The 21,507-nt window shown below is 51.1% G+C and carries 20 protein-coding genes; 5 read left to right on the forward strand and 15 right to left on the reverse strand.

Annotated features, from left to right (window positions below):
* Window positions 1-215: 215 nt before the first annotated feature.
* Both QWF21_RS00945 and QWF21_RS00950 read left to right on the forward strand, forming a co-directional pair.
* Complete coding sequence (locus QWF21_RS00945; RefSeq protein WP_407935250.1) at window positions 216-1,235, forward strand: efflux RND transporter periplasmic adaptor subunit; 1,020 nt, start codon at window positions 216-218, stop codon at window positions 1,233-1,235.
* Window positions 1,236-1,240: 5 nt separating this feature from the next.
* Window positions 1,241-4,402 (forward strand): efflux RND transporter permease subunit, encoded by a 3,162-nt coding sequence (locus QWF21_RS00950; RefSeq protein WP_330086158.1) that lies wholly within the window; start codon window positions 1,241-1,243, stop codon window positions 4,400-4,402.
* Here QWF21_RS00950 and QWF21_RS00955 read toward each other — a convergent pair.
* From QWF21_RS00955 to QWF21_RS00965, 3 genes are all read right to left on the reverse strand, one after another.
* Window positions 4,399-4,815, reverse strand: a complete 417-nt coding sequence (locus QWF21_RS00955; RefSeq protein ID WP_330086159.1) for a response regulator — start codon at window positions 4,813-4,815, stop codon at window positions 4,399-4,401. The genes QWF21_RS00950 and QWF21_RS00955 overlap by 4 nt on opposite strands.
* 145 nt (window positions 4,816-4,960) lie before the next feature.
* Window positions 4,961-5,155: a hypothetical protein gene (locus QWF21_RS00960; protein ID WP_330086160.1), complete on the reverse strand. Its 195-nt coding sequence runs from the start codon at window positions 5,153-5,155 to the stop codon at window positions 4,961-4,963.
* Window positions 5,156-5,319: 164 nt separating this feature from the next.
* Window positions 5,320-6,015, reverse strand: coding sequence for a DUF2726 domain-containing protein (locus QWF21_RS00965; protein WP_330086161.1), 696 nt, complete (start codon window positions 6,013-6,015; stop codon window positions 5,320-5,322).
* Between the two features lie 259 nt (window positions 6,016-6,274).
* Between QWF21_RS00965 and aceB the strand changes: the two genes are divergently transcribed.
* Window positions 6,275-7,894 carry a malate synthase A gene (gene aceB, locus QWF21_RS00970; RefSeq protein WP_330086162.1) on the forward strand — a complete coding sequence of 540 codons (1,620 nt, stop codon included), beginning with the start codon at window positions 6,275-6,277 and terminating at the stop codon, window positions 7,892-7,894.
* A 178-nt stretch (window positions 7,895-8,072) separates the two neighbouring features.
* A complete protein-coding gene (locus QWF21_RS00975; protein WP_330086163.1) occupies window positions 8,073-9,344 on the forward strand; it encodes a hypothetical protein in 1,272 nt (423 codons plus the stop codon).
* Between the two features lie 36 nt (window positions 9,345-9,380).
* Here the strand turns inward: QWF21_RS00975 and QWF21_RS00980 are convergent, their stop codons facing one another.
* From QWF21_RS00980 to QWF21_RS01010, 7 genes are all read right to left on the reverse strand, one after another.
* Window positions 9,381-9,776, reverse strand: coding sequence for a hypothetical protein (locus QWF21_RS00980; RefSeq protein WP_330086164.1), 396 nt, complete (start codon window positions 9,774-9,776; stop codon window positions 9,381-9,383).
* A 61-nt stretch (window positions 9,777-9,837) separates the two neighbouring features.
* On the reverse strand, window positions 9,838-10,779 hold the full coding sequence (locus QWF21_RS00985; protein ID WP_330086399.1) for a LysR family transcriptional regulator: 942 nt from the start codon (window positions 10,777-10,779) through the stop codon (window positions 9,838-9,840).
* A gap of 111 nt (window positions 10,780-10,890) precedes the next feature.
* A complete protein-coding gene (cydB, locus tag QWF21_RS00990) occupies window positions 10,891-11,895 on the reverse strand; it encodes a cytochrome d ubiquinol oxidase subunit II (protein ID WP_330086165.1) in 1,005 nt (334 codons plus the stop codon).
* On the reverse strand, window positions 11,892-13,265 hold the full coding sequence (locus QWF21_RS00995; RefSeq protein ID WP_330086166.1) for a cytochrome ubiquinol oxidase subunit I: 1,374 nt from the start codon (window positions 13,263-13,265) through the stop codon (window positions 11,892-11,894). The genes cydB and QWF21_RS00995 overlap by 4 nt, the downstream gene beginning before the upstream one ends.
* Window positions 13,266-13,275: 10 nt before the next feature.
* Window positions 13,276-13,827, reverse strand: coding sequence for a GbsR/MarR family transcriptional regulator (locus tag QWF21_RS01000; protein ID WP_330086167.1), 552 nt, complete (start codon window positions 13,825-13,827; stop codon window positions 13,276-13,278).
* A 144-nt stretch (window positions 13,828-13,971) separates the two neighbouring features.
* Complete coding sequence (locus QWF21_RS01005) at window positions 13,972-14,526, reverse strand: BON domain-containing protein (protein WP_330086168.1); 555 nt, start codon at window positions 14,524-14,526, stop codon at window positions 13,972-13,974.
* Window positions 14,527-14,684: 158 nt separating this feature from the next.
* Window positions 14,685-15,170 (reverse strand): hypothetical protein, encoded by a 486-nt coding sequence (locus QWF21_RS01010; RefSeq protein WP_330086169.1) that lies wholly within the window; start codon window positions 15,168-15,170, stop codon window positions 14,685-14,687.
* 162 nt (window positions 15,171-15,332) lie between these two features.
* Between QWF21_RS01010 and QWF21_RS01015 the strand changes: the two genes are divergently transcribed.
* Window positions 15,333-16,679: a sigma-54 interaction domain-containing protein gene (locus tag QWF21_RS01015; protein WP_330086170.1), complete on the forward strand. Its 1,347-nt coding sequence runs from the start codon at window positions 15,333-15,335 to the stop codon at window positions 16,677-16,679.
* A 32-nt stretch (window positions 16,680-16,711) separates the two neighbouring features.
* Here QWF21_RS01015 and QWF21_RS01020 read toward each other — a convergent pair whose 3' ends face one another.
* The 5 genes from QWF21_RS01020 to aceK all read right to left on the reverse strand — a co-directional run bounded on the left by QWF21_RS01020 (window position 16,712) and on the right by aceK (window position 21,487).
* Window positions 16,712-16,888 (reverse strand): DUF1328 domain-containing protein, encoded by a 177-nt coding sequence (locus QWF21_RS01020; protein ID WP_330086171.1) that lies wholly within the window; start codon window positions 16,886-16,888, stop codon window positions 16,712-16,714.
* Window positions 16,889-17,129: 241 nt separating this feature from the next.
* Complete coding sequence (locus QWF21_RS01025; RefSeq protein WP_330086400.1) at window positions 17,130-17,840, reverse strand: tRNA-uridine aminocarboxypropyltransferase; 711 nt, start codon at window positions 17,838-17,840, stop codon at window positions 17,130-17,132.
* A gap of 119 nt (window positions 17,841-17,959) precedes the next feature.
* Entirely contained in the window at window positions 17,960-19,096 is a 1,137-nt protein-coding gene (locus QWF21_RS01030) for a porin (protein ID WP_330086172.1), read from the reverse strand.
* 9 nt (window positions 19,097-19,105) lie between these two features.
* Complete coding sequence (locus QWF21_RS01035) at window positions 19,106-19,546, reverse strand: type 2 periplasmic-binding domain-containing protein (protein WP_330086173.1); 441 nt, start codon at window positions 19,544-19,546, stop codon at window positions 19,106-19,108.
* A 198-nt stretch (window positions 19,547-19,744) separates the two neighbouring features.
* Entirely contained in the window at window positions 19,745-21,487 is a 1,743-nt protein-coding gene (gene aceK, locus QWF21_RS01040) for a bifunctional isocitrate dehydrogenase kinase/phosphatase (RefSeq protein ID WP_330086174.1), read from the reverse strand.
* Window positions 21,488-21,507 lie beyond the last annotated feature (20 nt).

Here is a 21,507-nt window from a genome sequence, read left to right on the forward strand (position 1 = left end):
GATGGCTTGAGTGTTTTTTGAACAATTTTATTGTGTTCTGTCGTATTTGAAAGGGGAAAGAACCGATAGCAGTCTGCTTGGTAAAAAACCACTGGTATAGTTTATCAGTAACCCTATGGGTAGATAGTCCGTCATTGAAGCGTGATTCGAAGGGGAAAGATGTGAAGCTACACAGAGCCACCGGTTGGAAACAAGGGGGATTGCTGCTGCTATTTATGCTCTTGACTGGCTGTGAATCTGCTGAGCAAGTGGGCAGCTCATCCAGTGTCACATCCGAAGCCAGGACCATTGCGGTGGCTGCCGCTGAAGTACAGCATCGGGACTTGTCCCGTCGATTGCTGCTTTCTGCTACCGTTCGGCCGCTTGAAACCGTGCGTATTTCAGCGCAAACCCGCGGAATTGTCCGGCAATTGTTGGTTGAAGAAGGCGATCACGTTCGCAGTGGCCAATTGCTGCTTAGCCTGGATCAGGCAGAGCAACGGGCTGAGCTGGCGCGGGCAGAGGCCTTGCTGGAGCAAGCACGATTAGCGTATCGGCGTCAGGCCGAGCTTTATCAGCGTGAGCTGACAAGCTCTTCGGAGTATCAGGCACAGGCGGCGGCCTTGCGGGTCGCTGAAAGCGAATACCAATTGTGGCAAACTCGGGTGGCTTTTGGCACTGTGTTGGCACCGCGTGATGCAGTGGTGAGCCGGCGCTGGGTTGAACTTGGTGAAAGCATTCGCGAACAGGACCCTTTGCTGGAGCTAACCGATGTATCGCAACTGGTACTGCACCTGGGTGTGTCTGAACTCGATGTGGCTTATCTGACCCTGGGGCAACAGGTTGAGGTGCAGTTGGATGCGATGCCGGGGCGCAGCCTGACCGCTCAGATCCGCCGGATTTTCCCAACGGCTGAACTTAGCAGTCGTTTTATCACTGTGGAAGTGGCTTTGCCTAAAGAGGCCTGGCAGCAAGGGGTTCGGCCAGGCTTCCTGGGGCGGGTGAATCTGATGATAGATCCCAGGCAGGATGCCTTGGCAGTGCCCGTCACGGCTGTGGTACAGCAGGAAGAAGGTGCTTTTATGATGGTCATTGCCAATGAACGCCTGGAGAAACGTGCAGTGCAAACCGGGGTGCAGCGCGGTCAGTGGCTGGAAATTACCGAGGGGGTTGAAGCTGGCGAAGTGGTATTGGCAGCGCTGGCCAGTGAAATGACCGAAGGCCAGCGTGTTCGTATCGTTGGTTGGCGGGGGTAAGTCCTATGCGCAAAACAACAGCCAGCAGCACGTCCGCAATTACCAGTTGGGCCATTGACCGCCCGGTTGGCACGCTAGCACTGGCATCGGTTATTTTGGTGCTGGGGCTGTTTTTCATTCAGCGCTTGCCGGTGGATTTATTGCCGCACATTGAGTACCCACAAATTCGGGTTACGGTGAATTACTCCGGGGTAGCGCCGGAGGTGATGGAGGAGCAGGTGACCCGGGTGCTGGAACGCAACCTGGCTTCGGTTGAAAATCTGGTGCATATCGACAGCCGGGCATCGGAAGGGCGAACCAATGTTAATTTGCATTTTAGTTATGGCACCAATCTGGATGTCGCCTTACAAAATGCATCCCGGGCACTGGAGCTGGCGCGCACCCAGTTACCTCGTGATATCGAGCCACCCCGGCTGTATAAGTTTGATCCCTCCCAGGCCCCTATATGGCAGGCTGGTTTTAGCTCACCCATTCGAACCGAAGTTGAAGTACGTGATTGGATAGAAAATCGCCTGACACCGCATTTGATCGCCATCGAAGGGGTGTCCTCGGTTGAGGCCGCTGGCGGTTTGGAGCGGGAAGTGCAGGTGGTGCTGGATCAGCATCGATTGGCTGCTTATCAGCTGACTATGCAGGATGTGGTACAGCAGCTGGCCGCAGAAAATGTCGATATCGCTGGCGGCTGGGTCACCTCGGATCGCTTTGATGTGATGTCCAAAACCGAAGGCCGCTTTCGCAGCGTTGAAGACATTAAGCAACTGATGCTGCCACTGCCTGGCTCTGACCATCGGATCCGTTTGCGTGAAGTAGCAACGGTTTCCGATAGCTTTCGCGAGCAGCGGGTCTTCAGCCGATTAAATGGCGTACCAGCGGTGCAGTTGTCGGTTTTTAAATTGCCGGAAGCCAATACGGTTGAAGTGGTTGAGCAAGTACAAAGTGCTATCGCGCAGCTGGATCGCTCGGGGTTTATTCCGGCGGATATGGCCGTTCAGGCCATCAATGATCCGGCCTTTTTTATCCGCGGAGCCATCGCCAGTGTCTCCAGCGCCGCCCTTTTAGGCGGCAGTCTGGCGATGCTGGTGGTCTGGCTGTTTTTGGGCAGTTTGCGCAAAAGCTTTGTTATCGGCTTATCCATTCCGATTGCATTGATGGCGACTTTTGCCCTGATGGGACAAGGCGGGTTGACCATCAACATCATCAGTCTGGGCGGTCTGGCGCTGGGTATAGGCTTATTGCTGGACAATGCCATTGTGATGCTGGAGAACATTTTTCGTCATAACGAGCAGTTGCATAAAGCACCAAACCAGGCGGCTAAAGATGGCTCGGCGGAAGTCGCCTCGGCAGTGATTGCCGGAACCATGACCAATCTGGCGGCTGTGGTGCCTTTTCTGTTGATCACCGGTATGGCGGCATTGGTGTTCCGGGAAATGATTTTGACCATCTCCTTTGCGATCCTGGCTACTTTAGTTGCTGCCCTGACGCTGGTGCCGATGTTGGCGGCTTTGCTGGGCAAGGTGCGTTGGCAAAGTGGGTTGAGCAAGAGTCTGCCCGTGCGTAGCTTTCATCGATTACTGGACACACTCAGGTTGAGCTACGGTCGTCTGCTTGGCTGGGTGCTTAAAGCACGGTGGTGGGTGCTGGCGGCTACTGCTGTGGCTTTTGTGGGCAGTTACCAGCTGTTTCAGCAACTGGGTGGCGAATTCTTACCACCGGTTGACGATGGCAGTGTGTCAGTACGTATTGCATTGCCGCCCGGGACCCCACCACAGGAAACAGAGGCCATAAGTCGTGAAGTTGAAACATTGCTGGCCTCCATGCCGCATGTAGAAACCTTGTTTGCTTTAGTCGGCGGGCACTTAAGCGGTGGCATTGTCAATGAGCGCCCTGGGGTGGCGAACTTCCGTATGCAGCTCACCCTGGCCAGTCAGCGACCTGAGATGACGGCAGGGCAGTGGGTGAGTCATACCCAGCAGGCATTGCAGCAGCTGTCTTTGCCCGGTGCCCGCATCAGTGTGCGTCCACCCAGCATCCGTGGTTTGCGTTTTGGCCGGGCCGGGGCCGACTTTTCTGTGGCTATCGTCGGCGAGGATTTAGCCGGCCTGCACCGTGTCTCCAATCAAATCGCTGCTTTATTGCAGGATGTGCCAGGGTTGCAGGGGCTGGAAACCGCCCGTGAAGAGCAAAGTCCCTTGTTGCAAATCCGGGTGGATCGTGAGCGGGCAGCAGATTTTGGTTTGGGTGTGGCAGAGGTTGGTCAGGCCATTCGACAGGCGGTGCATGGCGCTGTGCCATCACGTTTTGTCGATCAAACCCGTGAATACGATATTCGGGTGCAATTGCCCCGCTCTCAGGTGCGGGATGCCGAGCAACTGGGTAATTTGTTGTTGTTCCGTAAACAGGGGCAAACGGTGTTTTTACGCGATTTGGCCCAGTTTGAGCTAACCGATGGCCCGGCTCATATTGAGCGTGAGAATCAAAGTCGCTTACTTCGGATGAATGCCGATATCAACACTGCCGAGTCGGATGTTGCCAGCCTGATGGCTGAAGTGGAACGGCGGCTGGAAAGCTTGGAGTTGCCGGATCAGTTTAGCCTGATTTTAGGGGGGCAATGGGAAACCATGCAGGAAACCCAGCGAGAGCTTGGCCTGGTGATAGTGCTGTCAATTTTTCTGGTCTTTGTGGTGTTGGCGGTGCAGTACGAAAAGCTGAGTAATCCACTGGTGATAATTACTGCGGCACCTATGTCACTCATGGGCGTGGTGCTGGCTTTATGGCTGACCGGTAGTTTGCTGTCGGCCCCGGTGCTGATTGGGGTAGTACTCTTGATTGGCATTGTCGTGAACAATGCCATCTTGCTGGTAGAGTACATTGAGTTTGGTCGTGCTGAAGGTAAGGGCATGCAGCAAGCCATTGTTGAAGCAGGTCAAATCAGGTTGCGGCCTATTTTGATGACCACGCTCACCACTGTGCTGGGGATGACCCCTCTGGCGATAGGGTTGGGTGAAGGTGCCGAGATCATGCAGCCACTTGCAATCAGCGTGATTGGCGGTTTGCTTGGAGCGATGTTGCTGACTTTATTACTGGTTCCTGTGCTGTATTTATTGATTATTGGTGCCAGTGAGCACTTGGTGCATGCCTTCACCGGTAAGCGGCCAGTGCGGCATTAACTACGGCTGGCCCAGCCAAAGCCCTTAGCAGTAGCCGGACGCGGAGTATTGCTGAGGTTTTTTTGCAGAATGCTTTGAATTTTACCGGCAGAAAAGGGTTTGGCGATAAAGCCAGCGGCCCCTGCCTGTACACTAAACTTCAGGTTTTCTACGGTATTATGGGCGGTGACCACAACCACAGGGCTGGTCGGTGCTTGCGCTTTCAGTTGGTGCAGCAGCTTGGTGCCATGAATATCTGGCAGTTCAAGATCAAGAAAGATCACATCATAGTTTTGATTTTCAAGTTGCAGCAATCCCTGATGACCTGTGTCTGCATCCACGATGTGTGAGAAACCAAGTAATTTCAGGGTTTGGCGCAGCAATTCACGAATGGTGGCATTGTCATCAATGATCAGAGCTGTGTTGGTGTCCATCGCAATTTCCTTTTGCTGTGCTGCTGTGTTAATAGAATATCAATAAAACCACTGCATTTCCAGTATAGTGCTTTACCATAATTCTGCCATAAAAAAGGCAGCCAGTATGGCCCGGAAGGGACGTTACTGAACTGCCTTTGCCACATCAGACTTTGATGTTGATGTTCATCCCCAGATTGCCAACAGGCGAAGGGCTTTGAACTGCAGCGCTGGTCTGCATCGCACTTTCTACCAACAAAGTCGCCATTTGTGCTTCCTGGTTTTGCTGCTTCTTTGCCATCACAGCTCCCAGTACTTCAAACGCCTGGGCCGAAGCCGTAGCGCCAACAGATTGACTCATAAAACCTCCTTGGGTTGGGTCAAACGTCATCAGGTTATCGGCAGCCCGGAGTGTGACTTTAGCACTTTTTTGCCGGTTTCGGTGTTATGAAAGGAAAAATGATGCCGCCTGTTGCAGCAGGCGGCATCCGACTTATCGCAGGAGTGACTCATTTCTCCAATGCGTTAAGAAGCTTGTACCAGGGCCGTCGACTGCGCTTTAATTTGCGACTGCGATAAACCTGGAGTAATTCGAGCCATGGTTGGCTTTAAAGGCAGAGCTGCTATGGTATCCGATGGATTGGCTGCAGGCATCACTGGCCGCATGGGGCGGACCGGACGGGTTGGGCCTTTTTTAAACCGGCCTTTAATCAGTGGCTCAGTCTTTTTAATAGTGGCACCCAGGCGACTAATCAGGCATTGCTGGATATCCCCAATACTGTAGCCTTGTTTGATTTTCATCCGTAGATATGGCAAACCAGCCGCCTCCAGAGCTCCACTGACATACCAGTCGTGGCTGGCTTTGTGGCCCTGTTTGGAGTGCTGATTCACCAAATCTATGACCGCCACAATGCTCATGTCGTTCGGATCACAGAGCACAAAATCCAGGTACTTGTTGTTCATTTTCAGCAAAGCTGTGCGCCTGGTTTTCGAGCTGGTGTTTTTCTTAAATTCCAGCACATCGGCTAGCTTTACCCGGCTTAAAACTTTGTACTCGTTGTCTACTGCCTGTTCAAGCATACGCAGAAAACCGCGCTCTACCGAAGTGAAAATGGGCCCACGCTTTTGAAACGGGAATGGATTACCCTGCTCAACAAAGCGACTGGCAACAAGTGCAGCAACCACCACCAAGGCAACCAGCAATAGCAAGACAAACTCCATGATTCCTCCGACAAGAAATTGACGTAAACACAAGTGCTTTCCTGTTCTGACCGGAATAAAGCATAAGGCGTGCCAACATTAATGGCTTTGTTTGTACTGTGTATTTCCTAAATGAATCGCAAGTATATCGCTCATTGATTTTAATTATGATGTGCCGCAGCCTATAGTGGGGTATTGCTAACAAGTTGCCGCCTGAGTCTTTATTTCAGGATAGAAACTAATCATCTGGCCAGTGTTGCTGGCCGAGCAGGAGACGCCCATGACGACCACAATGATTGAACGCCAAAACCTGTCTATTCAAACCAATCCGGCCGATGCTGGCTTTCAACAACAATTGGAGCAGGTTTTTACGGAGGAGGCTTGTGCTTTGCTGGTGGAGCTAACGCGTGAGTTTAGGCCCCGTTTGCAGCAGTTATTGACCGAGCGTGGGAAAAAGCAGGCGCGCTTTGATGCTGGTGCTTTGCCAGATTTTTTACCAGAGACCAAGGCCATTCGGGAAGATGTCTGGCAGGTGGCTGCTATTCCAGCCGATCTGCAGGATCGCCGGCTGGAAATTACCGGCCCGGTTGATCGCAAAATGGTGATCAATGCACTCAATGCCGATGTGAAAGTCTTTATGGCCGACTTTGAAGATGCGCAGTCGCCGACCTGGCAGGGGGTGGTCGAAGGCCAGATAAATTTGCGCGATGCCAACCTGGGGACCATCAGCTATACCGATCCGCACAGTGGCAAGCAGTATGCGCTGCAAGAAAACCCTGCCTTGCTGATTGCCCGGGTACGGGGCCTGCATCTTTGGGAGAAGCACCTGCAGGTTGATGGCGAAGTGATACCGGGCGCGCTGATGGATTTTGCCCTGTACTTTATTCACAATCTGTCACAGCGTCAGAAGATGGGCACCGGCGTCTATTTTTACCTGCCGAAGCTGCAAAGCCACCAGGAAGCCAAATGGTGGGATGATGTGTTTCGTTACACTGAACAAAAATTTGGTGTGCCGGTCGGTACCATTCGCGCTACCGTATTGATTGAAACCCTGCCCGCCGTGTTCGAGATGGATGAAATCCTTTATAGCCTGCGCGATCACATCGTAGCGCTGAACTGTGGCCGTTGGGATTATATTTTCAGCTACATTAAAACCTTGAAAAACCACCCGGATCGGGTGCTGCCTGATCGGCAGGTGGTCACCATGGATAAGCCGTTTTTAAGCGCTTATTCGCGTTTGCTGATCAAAACCTGTCACAAGCGCGGTGCCTTGGCGATGGGCGGCATGGCCGCATTAATTCCTGCGAAAGATCCGGAGCAAAATAAAGCCATTTTGGCCAAAGTCACCGCTGACAAAGAGCTTGAAGCCAGCAATGGTCACGATGGCACCTGGATAGCGCACCCAGGCCTGGCTGCGACAGCTGGCGCTGTGCTGAACAAGCACTTGGGGGACAAACCCAATCAATTGCAGGTGCTGCGCGAGCAGGACGCGCCGGTCACGGCTGCCGACTTGCTGGCGCCGTGCGAGGGCGAACGCACCGAAGCCGGGATGCGCACCAATATTCGGGTGGCGCTGCAGTACCTGGCGGCCTGGATCAGCGGTAAAGGCTGTGTGCCGATTTATGGCCTGATGGAAGATGCCGCCACCGCTGAAATTTCGCGTGCCTCCATTTGGCAGTGGATCCAGCATGGCAAAACGCTGAGCAATGGCCAACTGGTCACCAAGCAGTTGTTTGCCCGTATGCTGGATGAAGAAGCGGAGGTAGTGAAAGGGGAGGTGGGCAGCGACGCCTGGGCCAGCCAGAACTTTGAGCGGGCCAAAAGCCTGCTGCTGGATATTACCACCGCCGATGAACTGGTGGACTTTTTAACCTTACCGGCTTACGACTTACTGCCGTAACACCAAACACCTTTAAAAACTTTGGCTCTTCCTAACCTGGGATGCTGGGAGCCACTGCAGCCGCTGCTGATCTTGCTGATGTTGGCAGCGGCTGAATTTTATCGAAACTGTTGCAATTACATTGATTTTGTTGCCGTATGTGATTATTGTAGGGTTTTCATCACATCTTGAGTGAGTTATGCCGTTGTACGCTCGGTACCTAGTGGTCTTCGGAGCTATTTGTTATGTCATTATTGCGCCACTGGCCGCTTATTTAGGTTACAAGCTTCTTACTGATGATCCAATAAACCCTGGGATTCCGCCGTTGATAGCAGAGCTGTCTGAGCGGCAAGTCCGTCAGGATAATTTTTACATTCAGCTGATGTCGTTGCCCGAATCAGGGGGGGACCCGGCCAAGGTGTGGCGGCTCTATCAACAAGGGCAGCATGATCTCTCAACGGAACGTTTGCCGCGGCTGTTTGAGTTGGAAGATATCCATCAGCATGAACTCTGGTGTTCGATTGCTGAAACCGCATGTCAGCAACTATTGCAGCAACACAGTACAGAGTTGGGCTTGCTACTGCAGTCTTATACTGATTTGCTGAGTTCTTATCAGGCCTTGCACAGCAGTACGGAGCTTACCCCACTTAAAAGCGGCTCTTTGTCTTTAAACTGGAGGCAGCTTAGTTCGCTGCAACAGTTGTATGCCATTTCAATCTATCAACTGATTTTGCAGCAGCGGCATGCTGAAGCGGAGCTGCGACTCGCTGACTACATTCGCCTGACAAGACGGCAATTGCAGCAGCCTACAGACTTACTGCAGAGTATGCAGATCCATGTCGATTGGTATAACCATGTACTGCCTTTGGTATGGGCGCTCAAGAAAGTGCAGTCAGAACCTTTAACCCAACTCGTGGATGCATTGCAGCCGCTCTCGTTGGCGGAAGTGACAAATTTACCAGCGAAAAAGGCGGAACTGACCAACCAGATCCAGTTGTTAAGTCATATCGACCCGGATATATTGACTCAATCAACCCGCAATACTTTTTACAAACCCAAGATGACGCTCAATGCAATGTACCTGCGCAGTGGCATTGCCGATGCAAGTCAGGTGTCCAGTAAAGCGATGTTGTACCAACAATGGTTGGATGAACAGCCCGATCAGCACTATGTCTCGTTGGGCAGTGTTGAGATGCTAAAACGCTACTACCGAAATTATCTGGGAGGGCACTTGGTCGAGCTGTTTGCATCCTTCCCTGATCGGAGCCTGTATGATCGCATTCGATTGGATAGTAAACTGTATATACTTCAGACCCTATTGCTGATCGATCATTCGGCGATGCAAGCGCTGAAGCCAGAAAATTTTCCAGTAAACCCATACAACGGTGCATTAGCCGAGTATACAACGCAAGGCTGGTGTTATCGGCTTAAGCAGGAGGTTTGTCTGGATCTAACCAATGCAGAGCCGTGACATAACCTGAACATCGGTTCTTGTTAGCAGTCGCCGCTACTTATACTTCTGATAAAGCGATGCGATGGAGTGATCAAACAGCTCTTTCAGTTTGAGTTTAGCCTCCTTAATGGTCATTTCACCAAAATCGGTACTTGTTGCCTTGCGACCGAAGATCGCCAAAAAGCCAGGCTTTAAAAGGATGTCTAAATTGAGCAAAGCTTTGCCAGTCTCAACAGGGATCAGCAAATAGCTGGCACATTGCTGTTTGACATCCCCGCTGACCACTGTGATACCACCACCTACGCCTGATTTTTCAAATAACGCGATCTCAGTATCCCATGGGTAAGCATCAATAAGGTCGCACAACTCCTGATAGGTTGTAACCTGAGTTGTTTTTTCAACCAGTTCACCTGTGCCGTCCTTGTTGTGTGAATAAGACACTTCGATCATACGATATTCTCCTTGGATCTTTTGAGGGTGTGTAGACGCTTATTGGTTCTATTGTATTCTTTCAGGCGTTAATCTCATCCGCTGTTTCAGTGATGAGCCGGCGCAGCCAGATATGGCTGGCATCCTGATGCAGCAACGGGCTCCAGATCATTTTCAGCTCGATGGATGGGATGGCAAAGGGCGGGTCTAAAATCGCCATGCTGTCGTCGTTTTCGTACAGCCGGGCCGCCCGCAGCGGCAGGGTGGCGATTAAGTCCATTTCCACCGCCAGATGCATGGCGACATGGTAATTACGGGTAAAAACGCTGATGGTGCGCTGTTTGCCCAGCTTGGCCAGGGCTTCATCGACCCAGCCGAGCTTTTGAATGTCTTTGGGATCCATGCCAACCCCAACGCCAAAACCGGTTTTACTAACCCAGATATGACGGCTTTTCAGGTAGCTTTCCAGATTAAACTGCTTTAATACCGGGTTCTGCCGGTTGACCAGACAGGCAAAACTGTCGCGCCAGACGGTTTTCTGATGGAATGACTGCGGCAGTTGATCGAAGCGGTTAATCGCCATATCCACCTTGCCGTTTTCCACATCGTGAAAAGTGACATCGGACGGCGTCATAATATCCAGCGTGGTGGCCGGTGCCTGCTCGCGCATTTTTTTCAGCAGAGCCGGGATCAGAGTGGAGGCTGCGTAATCGCTGGCCATAATGCGAAACACCCGGCTGCTCTGGCTGGGGTCAAAATCCTTGTGTGGCTGCAGGCTTTCTTCCAGCGTCAGCAGTACACCGCGTACAATGGGTGCCAGCTCTTTAGCACGCTCGGTGGGCACCATGCCCTCGGAGGTACGGACCAAAATAGGATCGTTTAGCAAATCGCGTAAGCGCTTTAAGCCATTGCTCATCGCCGGCTGAGTGATGTTGAGCTGGTTGGCAGCGCGGGTGACGTTTTTCTCCCGCAACAACACATCCAGATAGACCAGCAGGTTTAAATCGACTTTGTTGATATTCATCCGTTCAATGCTTATTTGGTTGGACATTGATTGGCTGAATCATAACATTGGTGAATGGGCGCTGCATCAAAATTTATGGCAGCGCCCGGTTAAACTCGGAGCTACGTCAGCTCAGTAGTATTTCAAATCATCGGCCTTGCCACGAAAGGCGTAATAGGCCACAGCCGTGTAAGCCAACAAAAATGGCAATACGAATACAGCACCAAAGAAAATAATCTGCAAGGATTCTTTCGAGCTGGCAGCTTCGTACAGCGTCATTTCGTTTGGCACTACAAAGGGGTAGAAGCTAAGTGCCAGGCCGGCAAAGCAGCAGATAAAAATAATCAGTGTTAGCCAAAAGGGTAGCCAGGCGCCTTTGTCATCCGGCAGTGGCAGGCGTTTTAACACCAGATAGCCCAAAGCAAACATACCAAAGCAGAGCAGTGGGATGGCAGCATAAAAATACGCCAATGGTGGCTCGGTCCAGACGGCATAGACATTGGCATTGACCAGGGGATTAATCATACTGACTGCCAGAATACCGCCAAAGGTCAGTACGCCGGCTTTTTTGCAGGTGGCGATGGCGTGGCGTTGCAGCTCACCGCTGGTTTTGCCAATCAGCCAGGCATTGCCAATCATGGCGTAGGCGGCGGTGACGCACAAGCCACTGAAGCTGGCAAAGAGCACACTGCTCAGTTGGTAGTTCAAGCCCATCACGTAAATGCCCAGCATAAAACCCTGACTGAAGGTGGCCAGCAAGGAGCCGGCTTTGAAGGTCCAGTCCCAGTTACGTTTTTGCGCTGGTTTGACTTTAGCACGAAAGTCAAAGGCCACACCGCGCAGGATCAAACCAATCAGCAAAAAGGCTGCGGGTAAGTACATGGCTTTTAAAATAGCACTATGGGCCGCAGGAAAGGCCACCAGTAGCAAGCCAACTGCCATTACCAGCCAGGTTTCGTTGGCGTCCCAGAAGGGACCGATCGACGCAATGGCGGTATCGCGCCAGGCTTCATTTTCCATCGGCAGGGTAATGCCTACCCCCAGATCGTAGCCATCCAATATTCCATACAGCAACAACGACAAGGCAGTGAAAGCCGCAAAGGCCAGTGCCAGATTGTCTGCGGTTAACCAGCTCATGCGGAGGCTCCTTCTGCTGGTGCACAGGCTTTGCGCTCGGGCAGGCCAGGCTGAGTTAGATCATACTCTTCGACATCAACCGCCCGTTTGGCCAGTACAAAGAGGGTTTTGATGTAGGCAAACAGCAGCACCGCATACAGCAGCAGGTACAACGTAAGGGTAATGGCCACCTGCTCACTGGCGATGGTAGTGACTGCATCGCGGGTTTTCAGTACGCCATACACCAGGTATGGCTGGCGGCCAATTTCGGTTACATACCATCCTGCCAGAGTGGCAATCCAGCCAGAAAAGGTCATACCGACAAGCAGTTTGAGTTGCAGCTGTGTCAGGTTGCCATGGCGGTACAAACGGGCGCTGCACCACCAGGCGATGGCCAGCATTAACAGGCCGATGCCCACCATAATACGAAAGCTAAAGAAAACCGGTGCAACCGGTGGGTGTTTGCCGACAAAGTCATCTAAGCCTTGCAGCTCGCCATTGAGTTCATGGGTTAAAATCAGGCTGGCCAGTTTGGGTATTTCCAGCGCAAAGCGGTTTTGGCGGCTGTCTTCATCTGGAATGGCAAAGAGGACAAAAGGGGCGCCTTGCTGGGTTTGCCAAAGCCCCTCCATTGCAGCTACTTTTTGTGGTTGATGCTCCAGCGTATTCAGACCATGCAAGTCACCTACCAAGGCTTGCAGTGGAACCAGCAAGGCAGCACTGAACAAGGCGGTTTTTAAGGTGAGTTGCGGTGCTTTTTTGCTGTCCCCGCGCAAAAGGCGATAAGCTGACAGGCCAGCCACCAAAAAACAGACCGTCAATGCCGAAGCCAATAGCATATGACCCAGCCGATAGGGGAAAGAGGGGTTAAAGATAATCGCCAGCCAGTCGGTGGCATGTGCCACGCCATCGCGCATTTCGAAGCCGACTGGCGTTTGCATCCAGGAATTGAGCGCCAGGATCCAAAAGGCCGACAAGGTGGTGGCCAGCGCCACCAAAAAGGTGGCGCCGGTATGAGCCCAGCCCGGCACCCGCTGAAAGCCAAACAGCATAATGCCAAGCAAAGTGGCTTCTAAAAAGAAAGCGGTCAGGATTTCATAGGCCAGCAAAGGGCCGGCAATATTGCCGACGGTTTCCATAAAACCGGGCCAGTTGGTGCCGAACTGAAACGACATGGTAATGCCGCTGACCACGCCCAGGGCAAAACTCAGGGCAAAGACTTTCACCCAAAAGCGGTAGGCCCGCATCCAGACCGGGTGTTTGGAGATATCAAAGCGGACTTTGAAGTAAAACAGCAACCAGCCCAGCGCAATGGTGATGGTGGGGAACAGGATATGAAAGCTGATATTGGCGGCAAACTGGATCCGCGACAGGATAAGAGTGTCCAACATAATGACCTCGTTAGTCGGCTTTTTTTGCCATCAGTTTGTCTTTAAATTCCAGCACCTTGCCTACACCGGAGCCCAGCTTCATTAAGGTATTGAGCTTTTCCGGCGACAAGGACTGCAGGCTTTGCGTCCATTCGGTGATGTTTTCCAGTAAGTCGTGAATTTCGGCGATGCGCTCCTGGGCATAAGCCTCTTCGGCATTGCCTGCTTCATCCAGCAGAATATCGCGCAGCAGTGACAGTGTTGGGTCCATTTCGCGTTTGCGGCGCTCTTCAAACACCCGGTTGGCCATATCCCAAATACTGCCACGGCTTTGGTAGTAATCTTTGCGATCGCCGGGGCGGTGGGTGGTGTGCACCAGTTGCCAACTGTGTAGCTCTTTTAGACCCATGCTGACATTGCCACGGGAAATCCCCAGCATTTCGCCGATATCATTGGCACTCAGTGGTTGTTCGCTTATCACCAGCAGCGCGTAGATTTGACCAACAGTGCGGTTAAAGCCCCAGCGACTGCCCATTTCGCCAAAATGAAATACAAAAGACTCGATCATCGGTGTCATCCGCATGGGTGCCTCTTTTTGAGTATTCAGAAATTTCTGAAAGTATTATAAGTAAGATTTGATGCAGATCAATCTTTTTCAACTAAAATAAAGCCGGCTTGTTGCCAAGCCGGCCAGATAGTTTTACCGAAATTAAGTTGTGCGGATAAATCAGGAACTGGCTACTCGCAGTTGATTATCTACCCGAGTGACATCTTTTGACTTTTTGGCCAGGGCTTCAGCCAGGTCGCGTTCGGAAGCTGAATCTACCTCACCTTGCAGGGTCACAACGCCATTACTGACATCAACCTTGATGGCGGTGCCGCTGACTTCGGATTCGAGCAGCAGGCGGGTTTTTACCACGGTGGCAATTTTGGCATCCGTTAGTCTGTTGCTATCCTGTTCATCGTCACTGCGCGCCCGGTCGGCTGGCATGACGGTTAACTGATTGTCGACGGATTTTACTCCTTCCAGATTTTCAACCAGTTCGCCAGCCAGGGCTTTATCCACTTCAGTGGCAACCTGACCGGTTAAGATAACGTTCCCGTCTTCGACATTGGTATTGATTTTAAAGGAATTTAAATTGCTGTTTAGCAGCAAGGTTGTTTCGGCTTTACCAACAATCCAGGCATCTTTAGCTGTATCTTGCCAGTCGTTGGCAGAGACAGCAGCAGAAGTACCAGCCAGGGTCAGGGTCATCATTGCGGCTACAAGTGTGCGTTTCATATATAGACTCCTTTTGTTGTGGGACACTTTCAAGGTTGCCAGTTTGATGCCAACATTTTGTCGTATCGTAAGTATTTGTTTTATCGTGGAATGAGTGATTTTGTTCATTTTGTGTTAATTTTTTGATTGTAATTTTAACCTGCCTATCGGTAAAAATTTCAGAGTTCCTCGTTCAGTAGCAATGGAATGAACTCATCTGCCAGTATTTGTAAGCTGGCTGTCAGCTTTGCCAGTTCCCTGGCATGGTCAGGTTGAACGAGTTGACGGCTAAGGCGTTTAAAGATGGCCAATTGGAAAAGTAGCTGCTGAGGCAACTCTGTGCTCCAATGAGCCTGGTTTGCCGTTATGGCCTTGCTGTGACTGTGATACCACTGCCAGAGAGTAGCAGTGTCGTTGGCTCTTGCCGCCTTCGGTCGTTGAGCTGTGCGCAATGCAGGTGGTAGTTGATGAAGTTGTACCAGCGCTACAAAATAACGTCGTATGTTGTTGTTGGTTATTTCGGGGATCACTTGCTGATAAAAGTGCCTGGCTTGTGTGCAGATAGCGGCGACTTCCCGGATGATGGCTTGATCCTGTGCTGCCAGAATGATCGATTTTGGCTGGTTATCCAACACAATGTGCTCTCCTGAAGTATCTGTCTCCATAAATTCATATTCAATTCATGTACCACTTCTATACTAATGAATTATAAAGAAAAAACTGTATTGCTTTTGTCCTGTCCCACTTTTTAAGTAAGTTTTACCGGAAACCATTGTTCATTTTACATGGCTGGTCTAGAGTAGGGCATCACACCACAGAGAGTTGCTATGAGCAGACCCAGGTTATTTATTCATGTGCGCGATCCTAAGCTGGCGGATGAATTAGAGCGCTCTGCCATAATCAGGCAGTTTATCATTGTGAAAAGTGGTGATGATTCAACCTGGTCAGAGCAACTGCAGCAGCAAGACTGCGAGTTGGCACTGATTGAGACCGATCAACATCATGATGCTGATCATCAGGCCCTGCTTGACAGTAAGATTCTGACAGAAATCGATTTCATTTTTATCAGCAGCGGTACCCCTAATGACAGACTGGATCAACTGATGCGCAAGGGGGCAGGTTACCATTTCAGAGCTCCGCTGGATGTGGCCTCATTGCTCGACACGCTGCATGATTTTTATCAGCAGTTAAGTACTAAGCGCACCGATGTGAGCGCAACCTGCAGTGAGCTCGATCAGTTCGGTTTACTGGTGGGTTCTTCCAAACCAATGCTAAAACTGTACCGGACTATCCGTAAGGTTGCGGTGACAGATGCCAACGTACTGATTGTAGGAGAAAGTGGTGCTGGTAAAGAGCTAGTCGCCAATACGTTGCATCTGGCTAGCATGCGTGCGGACAAACCATTTGTGGCCATTAATTGTGGTGCTTTAAGTCCAGAGTTAATTGACAGCGAGTTGTTTGGTCATAACAAAGGCGCTTTTACCGGCGCCCATCGTGATCATCAGGGCGTTTTTGCTCAGGCAAAAGGCGGTACCTTATTTCTGGATGAAATCACCGAAATGCCCATAGAGCATCAGGTCAAGCTGTTGCGGGTATTGGAAAATGGTGAGTATCGGCCTGTGGGCAGTGACAAGGTGTTTTCAGCGCAGGTGCGTATTGCCGCGGCAACCAATCGTGATCCGATGCTGGCCATTGCTGATGGTATGCTCAGAGAAGACTTGTATTTCCGTCTGGCACAGTTCCCAATTCATGTACCGCCACTGCGCGAGCGGGATCAGGATGTGCTGGGGTTGGCACAACATTTTCTGGCTTATCGCAATGTGCAGGAGCAGCAAACCAAGCAATTTTCAGCCGAAACGCAATGCTTGATAGCCAGCCATAGCTGGGCTGGCAATGTACGGGAGTTAAAGCATGCCGTTGAGCGGGCCTATATTCTGGCAGACAACATCATAGAGCCCAACCATCTTTTATTGGATGAATGCATGCCGGGCCAGAATGATTGCGAGCTGGAATCAGGTTCGGTGCCCGTAGGCGTTCGATTGGATGAAGTGGAAAAAGCAGTGATTTTACGTACCCTGGCCCAAAATGGAGGGAATAAAACCGATACTGCCCAGCAATTGGGGGTAAGCGTCAAAACCTTGTACAACAAGCTGGAGAAGTATCAGTTCGATTGATCGCTGTGCCAGAAGAGCGCCCCCGGCAGGAGCTACATCCTGGGTGGCCTGCCCCGCAATGCGCCTGCTACTAATGAAATTAGCAACAACACCACAAAGATGTAAAAGATAATCTGCGCAATACCCGCCGCAGTTCCGGCAATACCACTAAAGCCAAGTGCAGCTGCAATAATGGCAACAATTAAAAAAGTTAATGCCCAGCCTAACATGGTTGCTCCTTACTGTATTTCGCATACAGCTCTGTTCCAAAAGTTGTTGGTGTAATCACTCATGAAATACTAAGCAATGGTTGTGCCAGGTTAATTAGCATGGTAATGTCATTTAAAATCAATATCTTGCATTTTTGCGCTGGGTTATCAAAGCAGACTGAAAGGCGGGAGTCTGTAGAAATTACCAGCCCGCAGTAATTTTTATATGGCGTGATGATTTCAAGCAGGCTGATGCTGTGGGTTAACTGGCTTTTTGTTTGTCGGGATCCAAATGCGGTTTGGTTTTCAGGTAAGCGGCGCGAAAGGCGCGAAAATACTGCTGCAAGGCGGTACTTGCCTCAGGCAAAGCTGCCAGGTGCAGCACTTCGATGGCCACTTCAGCGGTACACAGCTGGTACAGGTGGGCGGCCTCACGCAGCCGGTAATCCGAGGCCTGCTCTGGCGCGATGCCAAGCACCGGCAAGGATTGCAAGTAAGGGCTTTTCAACATTTTCTTGGCTTCACGCCAGGTGCCGTCCAGCAGCACAAACAGCGGGGTCTTGCCATCCGTGTGGTTGGCGAGCTGGGTCGAAGTATAAATGCAGCGGGCTGGCTCAACGTATTCGTGCGGGAAAATAAGCACCGGGGCATAAGCCGGGTTGGCCAGCAGCGCCAGCAAATCAGGGGCTACTTCGGTGCGCTGCCATAAAAATGCATGGTTATCGGCCATCACATCGGCAATCAGCCGGCCGGTATTGCTGGGTTTGTAGGCTTCGCCCTTGTACATCAGCAGGCAAAACGCAGCCCCTTGTTGTGGCTCGGGTTTGGCAGCGCAGATGCAGTGGGCCTCGGCCAGCAAACAGGCCGGGCAGCGCTTTAGTTTGGCGCCTCGGGCCAAAAACACCCGTTTGGATGCCAGCAATTCGCGCTCGCGAAGTGCAAGCACGGAGTTTTGCTGTGGCTTAGGTAGCATCTGTTGCTGCGACAAGGGCAGGGGCTCCTGATAATGGGGCCGGCAGTATACAAAGTGATTGGATCTACGGCAAGAATAAGACAAACCGGCAAGTTGCCGGTTTGTCTTGGTTATCAGGTTTAGAAGACAAAGTCGATACCAGCAGCTAAAAGTTTTGAGCTGCCGTGATAATCCCAGCCTGGGCCTCCTTGGTCATCAAATTTGTCGAACTGGATCTTAAACGCAATATTGGGCCTAAAGTCGTAGCGTACACCGATACTCCAGAGTTGATGTTCTTCTAAGTCTTTAGAGTTGGTTGCTTTTTTGCGGTGATGATCAGCTTTGGAGTAGCTGATATAGGGCTGATAATCTCCAATGCGGTACACCACGGAAAGCAGATAGGTAGGGAAGCGGGTATCGCGCTCTGGATCGTCGTAATTGACGTAGTTAGCATCAAACAAAAAAGTAAAATTGTTGAGGTAGTAAGAGCCGCCTATGCCCATAAAGGTCTGTGAAAACGAGGGAGACTTGTCGATTGTGCCATCATTGAAAAACCTGGTTCTGTCACGGTCGTTTTGAAAGTACACCATTCGGATATCAAAACTAGCGCCTTCAATCACCCAGTTAAAACCGGTAATGTTGGTCCAAAACTCATCAACCTGAAACACTGGGTTGCCATACAGACGCTCGTAGTAATTCATTTCCTTATTATCATAGGAGTACTCATTCCCATGAAAAGCTGTAATGGTGTGATCGAGACTGCCCCAGTTAAAATTGTAGGAAGCGTGAATGCCATCAAACTGCGTCACTTGCCACCAATACAGGTTGGCTGGTGGCCGCATCCAGGGATAGGCGTAGCCAACTTCATAAAACTCTGAGTAATAGTACATCGGAATGTTGCGACGACCGGCCATGAAAGTCCAGTTGTCGTTGGCTCGATAAGTTAGGTAATACCAGCGAAACTCTGGTCGAAAATTATCCACCCCTTTGGCCAATGCTTGGGCAGTAACAGATAGCTTAGGTGAAAAGCTGTAGGAGCCCTGAATGGCTATTTTGGACTCAGGGCGGAAGTTGAGGTCATTATCGTATTGACCAACATCGTAAAAATCGGCAGTGAAAATGGCGTCCCGGCGCTCACCGATATTGATGGGGTCATCGACAGTGCCGAAGGTTTTGCCAAACTTAATGGAGCCAAAACCACTGATGTGTAGATCGGCCATGGCAGCAAAAGGCAGAGCGCACAGGCCTGTCAGAATAATTGCTCTTACATGATTCATAGCTCACCTCTATTCAAAAACTGCAACGACCCGGACAGCATCTGTGACCGAGGATGAAGCAACATAGCCAATCGCATCTTTGTTCTCCGCCACAGCGGATAAAACTTCCTGATCGGAAGCCATTTCGCGAGGTGGTGTCCCTTTTCCAGTGAACAGTAGTCTTGACCAATATGCGTTGATTTGCGCATCACTTCTGCCGATGACTCGTTGATTGAAAATATCACGGGTAGGGGTTCCCGCAGCAGCATTGATGGGAATTGCTGGCCTGCCGTTTTCAAAGGAGTTTAATCGCCCCATAAATAATCGTTCTATGGACGATGTATCAAGTTGGCTCTCATTGGATGGGTGAACAATAACCGCAATCGAAGCAAAGCTATAGGCGGCAAAAAGTGTACCCAACAACAAAAGTAATCCTGCAGTACAACGTTTCAAAGCAAACATGGTTCGCATGGTGTTTTCTCCAGAATATTTCGTGTGTTTTTGGCACAGCGTGCTTTTTGAGCATAGTTAAGAAAAAGTGGAATGCAAGGAAGAACTAGATATATAAAGTGTTCCCAAATCAGGTTGTTGCGCGGTTTTTATTTACAAGTTGGACATGGTTTTTTGCAAGGTGATGTGTAATAAAGGTGTTTCTTTAGTGTAACTGAATCAGTTTCCTGCAAAACGGGCACTAAAGCGCATGCCATCCGGGTAGGGAAACACATCGTCAAACTGACCGGCGCGGATGCGTTGCTGCATCTGTTGCCAGTAAGCCGGGTCCATCAGCTCGGGGTGGGACTTGAGCAGTAAATCCCGTAGCTCGGGCTGAGCCGTAACATAGGTGCTGATTTGCTCCGGAAAGACATCGCCCGGTGCGACAGAGACATCGCTGTAAAGAGCGTCATCAATGCTTTCGGCTTTCGGCAGGGCGCGAAAGTTCACATCCAGCAGGTACTGCACTTCGTCGTAATCGTAAAAAATCACCCGCTTGTGGCGGGTTACGCCAAAGTTTTTCAGCAACATATCGCCGGGAAAAATATTGGCAGCAATGATGTCTTTCAGTGCCTGGCCGTAATCTTTCATGATGCGGGCTTTTTCATCGCTGCCCACCTGCTCCAGATACAAATTAAGTGGGATCATCCGCCGTTCAATATACAGATGCTTGATCACCACCAGCTCATCTTCAATCCGCAGCGAGCCGCCGATGCTTTGCTTAAGCTCCGCCAGCAGTTCTGGGGCAAAACGGTCGATGGGCAGTGCCACATCCGAGTATTCCATGGTATCGGCCATCCGGCCGACCCGGTCGTGTTTTTTCACCTGCAGGTAGCGGGCTTTGACGGTGGCGCGGCTGATGGGTTTGCTTTCCGGAAACTCATCACGGATCACTTTAAACACATAGGGAAACGATGGGAGGGTGAATACCATCATCACCAGGCCCCGGATCCCGGGCGCGGCGACAAACTGATCGCTGGAGCGGGTTAAATGCTGCAGCAGCTCGCGGTAAAACTCGGTTTTGGCCTGCTTGTGCAAACCGATGCTGGCATAAAGCTCGGCCAGGGTTTTGTGCGGCATCAGTTCACGCAGAAACTGGATCAAGGCCGAAGGCACCGGGCTTTGCACCATAAAATAAGCGCGGGAAAAGCCAAACACCACCGACAGTTGCTCGGGCTCGGTGATCAGGGTATCCAAGTACAGCCCTTCGCTAGGGGCGGTGGAGCAAGCCTGCTGATGCAACACCGGGATCACGAAGGGCTGTTGGCCTTCAGGTGTTACCACCCGGCCAATGATGTAAGCGGCCTTGTTGCGGTAAAAGGCGCTTTTTAAAATATCAAAGCGGATCAGGTGCAGCGGGAAACGGCCATGGCTGGACTGGTCCAAAAAGCTGCGCACCAGATAACGGATATCGCGCTCCAAATCGATGAAAGCGGGACCGAAGCGAAAATCGGCAATGATGTGACGCAGGGTTTGTTTCAGGCTGTTTTGGATCGGAAAGTAGCTGTCGTACACCGAAGCGAGCGGAGCCGGCAACTGCTGGCGATTGAGCGTGGTTTGCACAAAAATATTCTGGTTGTGAAAGTACTTGCGCTCAAAAAGCCTACAAAACAGTGAGTTGTAAAAGGTTTCGGCCAGCTCCGCCTGCGGGTGCATCTGCAAAAAGTCGCTGTACTGCTGTTTAACATCCTGCCAGAAACCAGCGGAGCCACCCGGATCCGGCAGCTGCTGTTTGAGTTGCTGCAGCGTTTCATTGACCCGTTGATCATAAAACGAAATGCGCTCTGAGCTGAGCTGCAAAAAGCCCGGCCAATCGGCCTGGTTAAAATAGCGGCTGGCGGCGGCTGTGCTGTCTTCAAACAGCGCAAAATGGCGTTTAAAGCCTTTTAAAATCAATTCAGCAATGTGTTTTGGCTGCATCTTGCTATCATGGTGGCAGG

This window comes from Alkalimonas mucilaginosa (genome assembly GCF_036327005.1).
GTDB classification, from domain to species: Bacteria; Pseudomonadota; Gammaproteobacteria; order Enterobacterales; family Alteromonadaceae; genus Alkalimonas; species Alkalimonas mucilaginosa.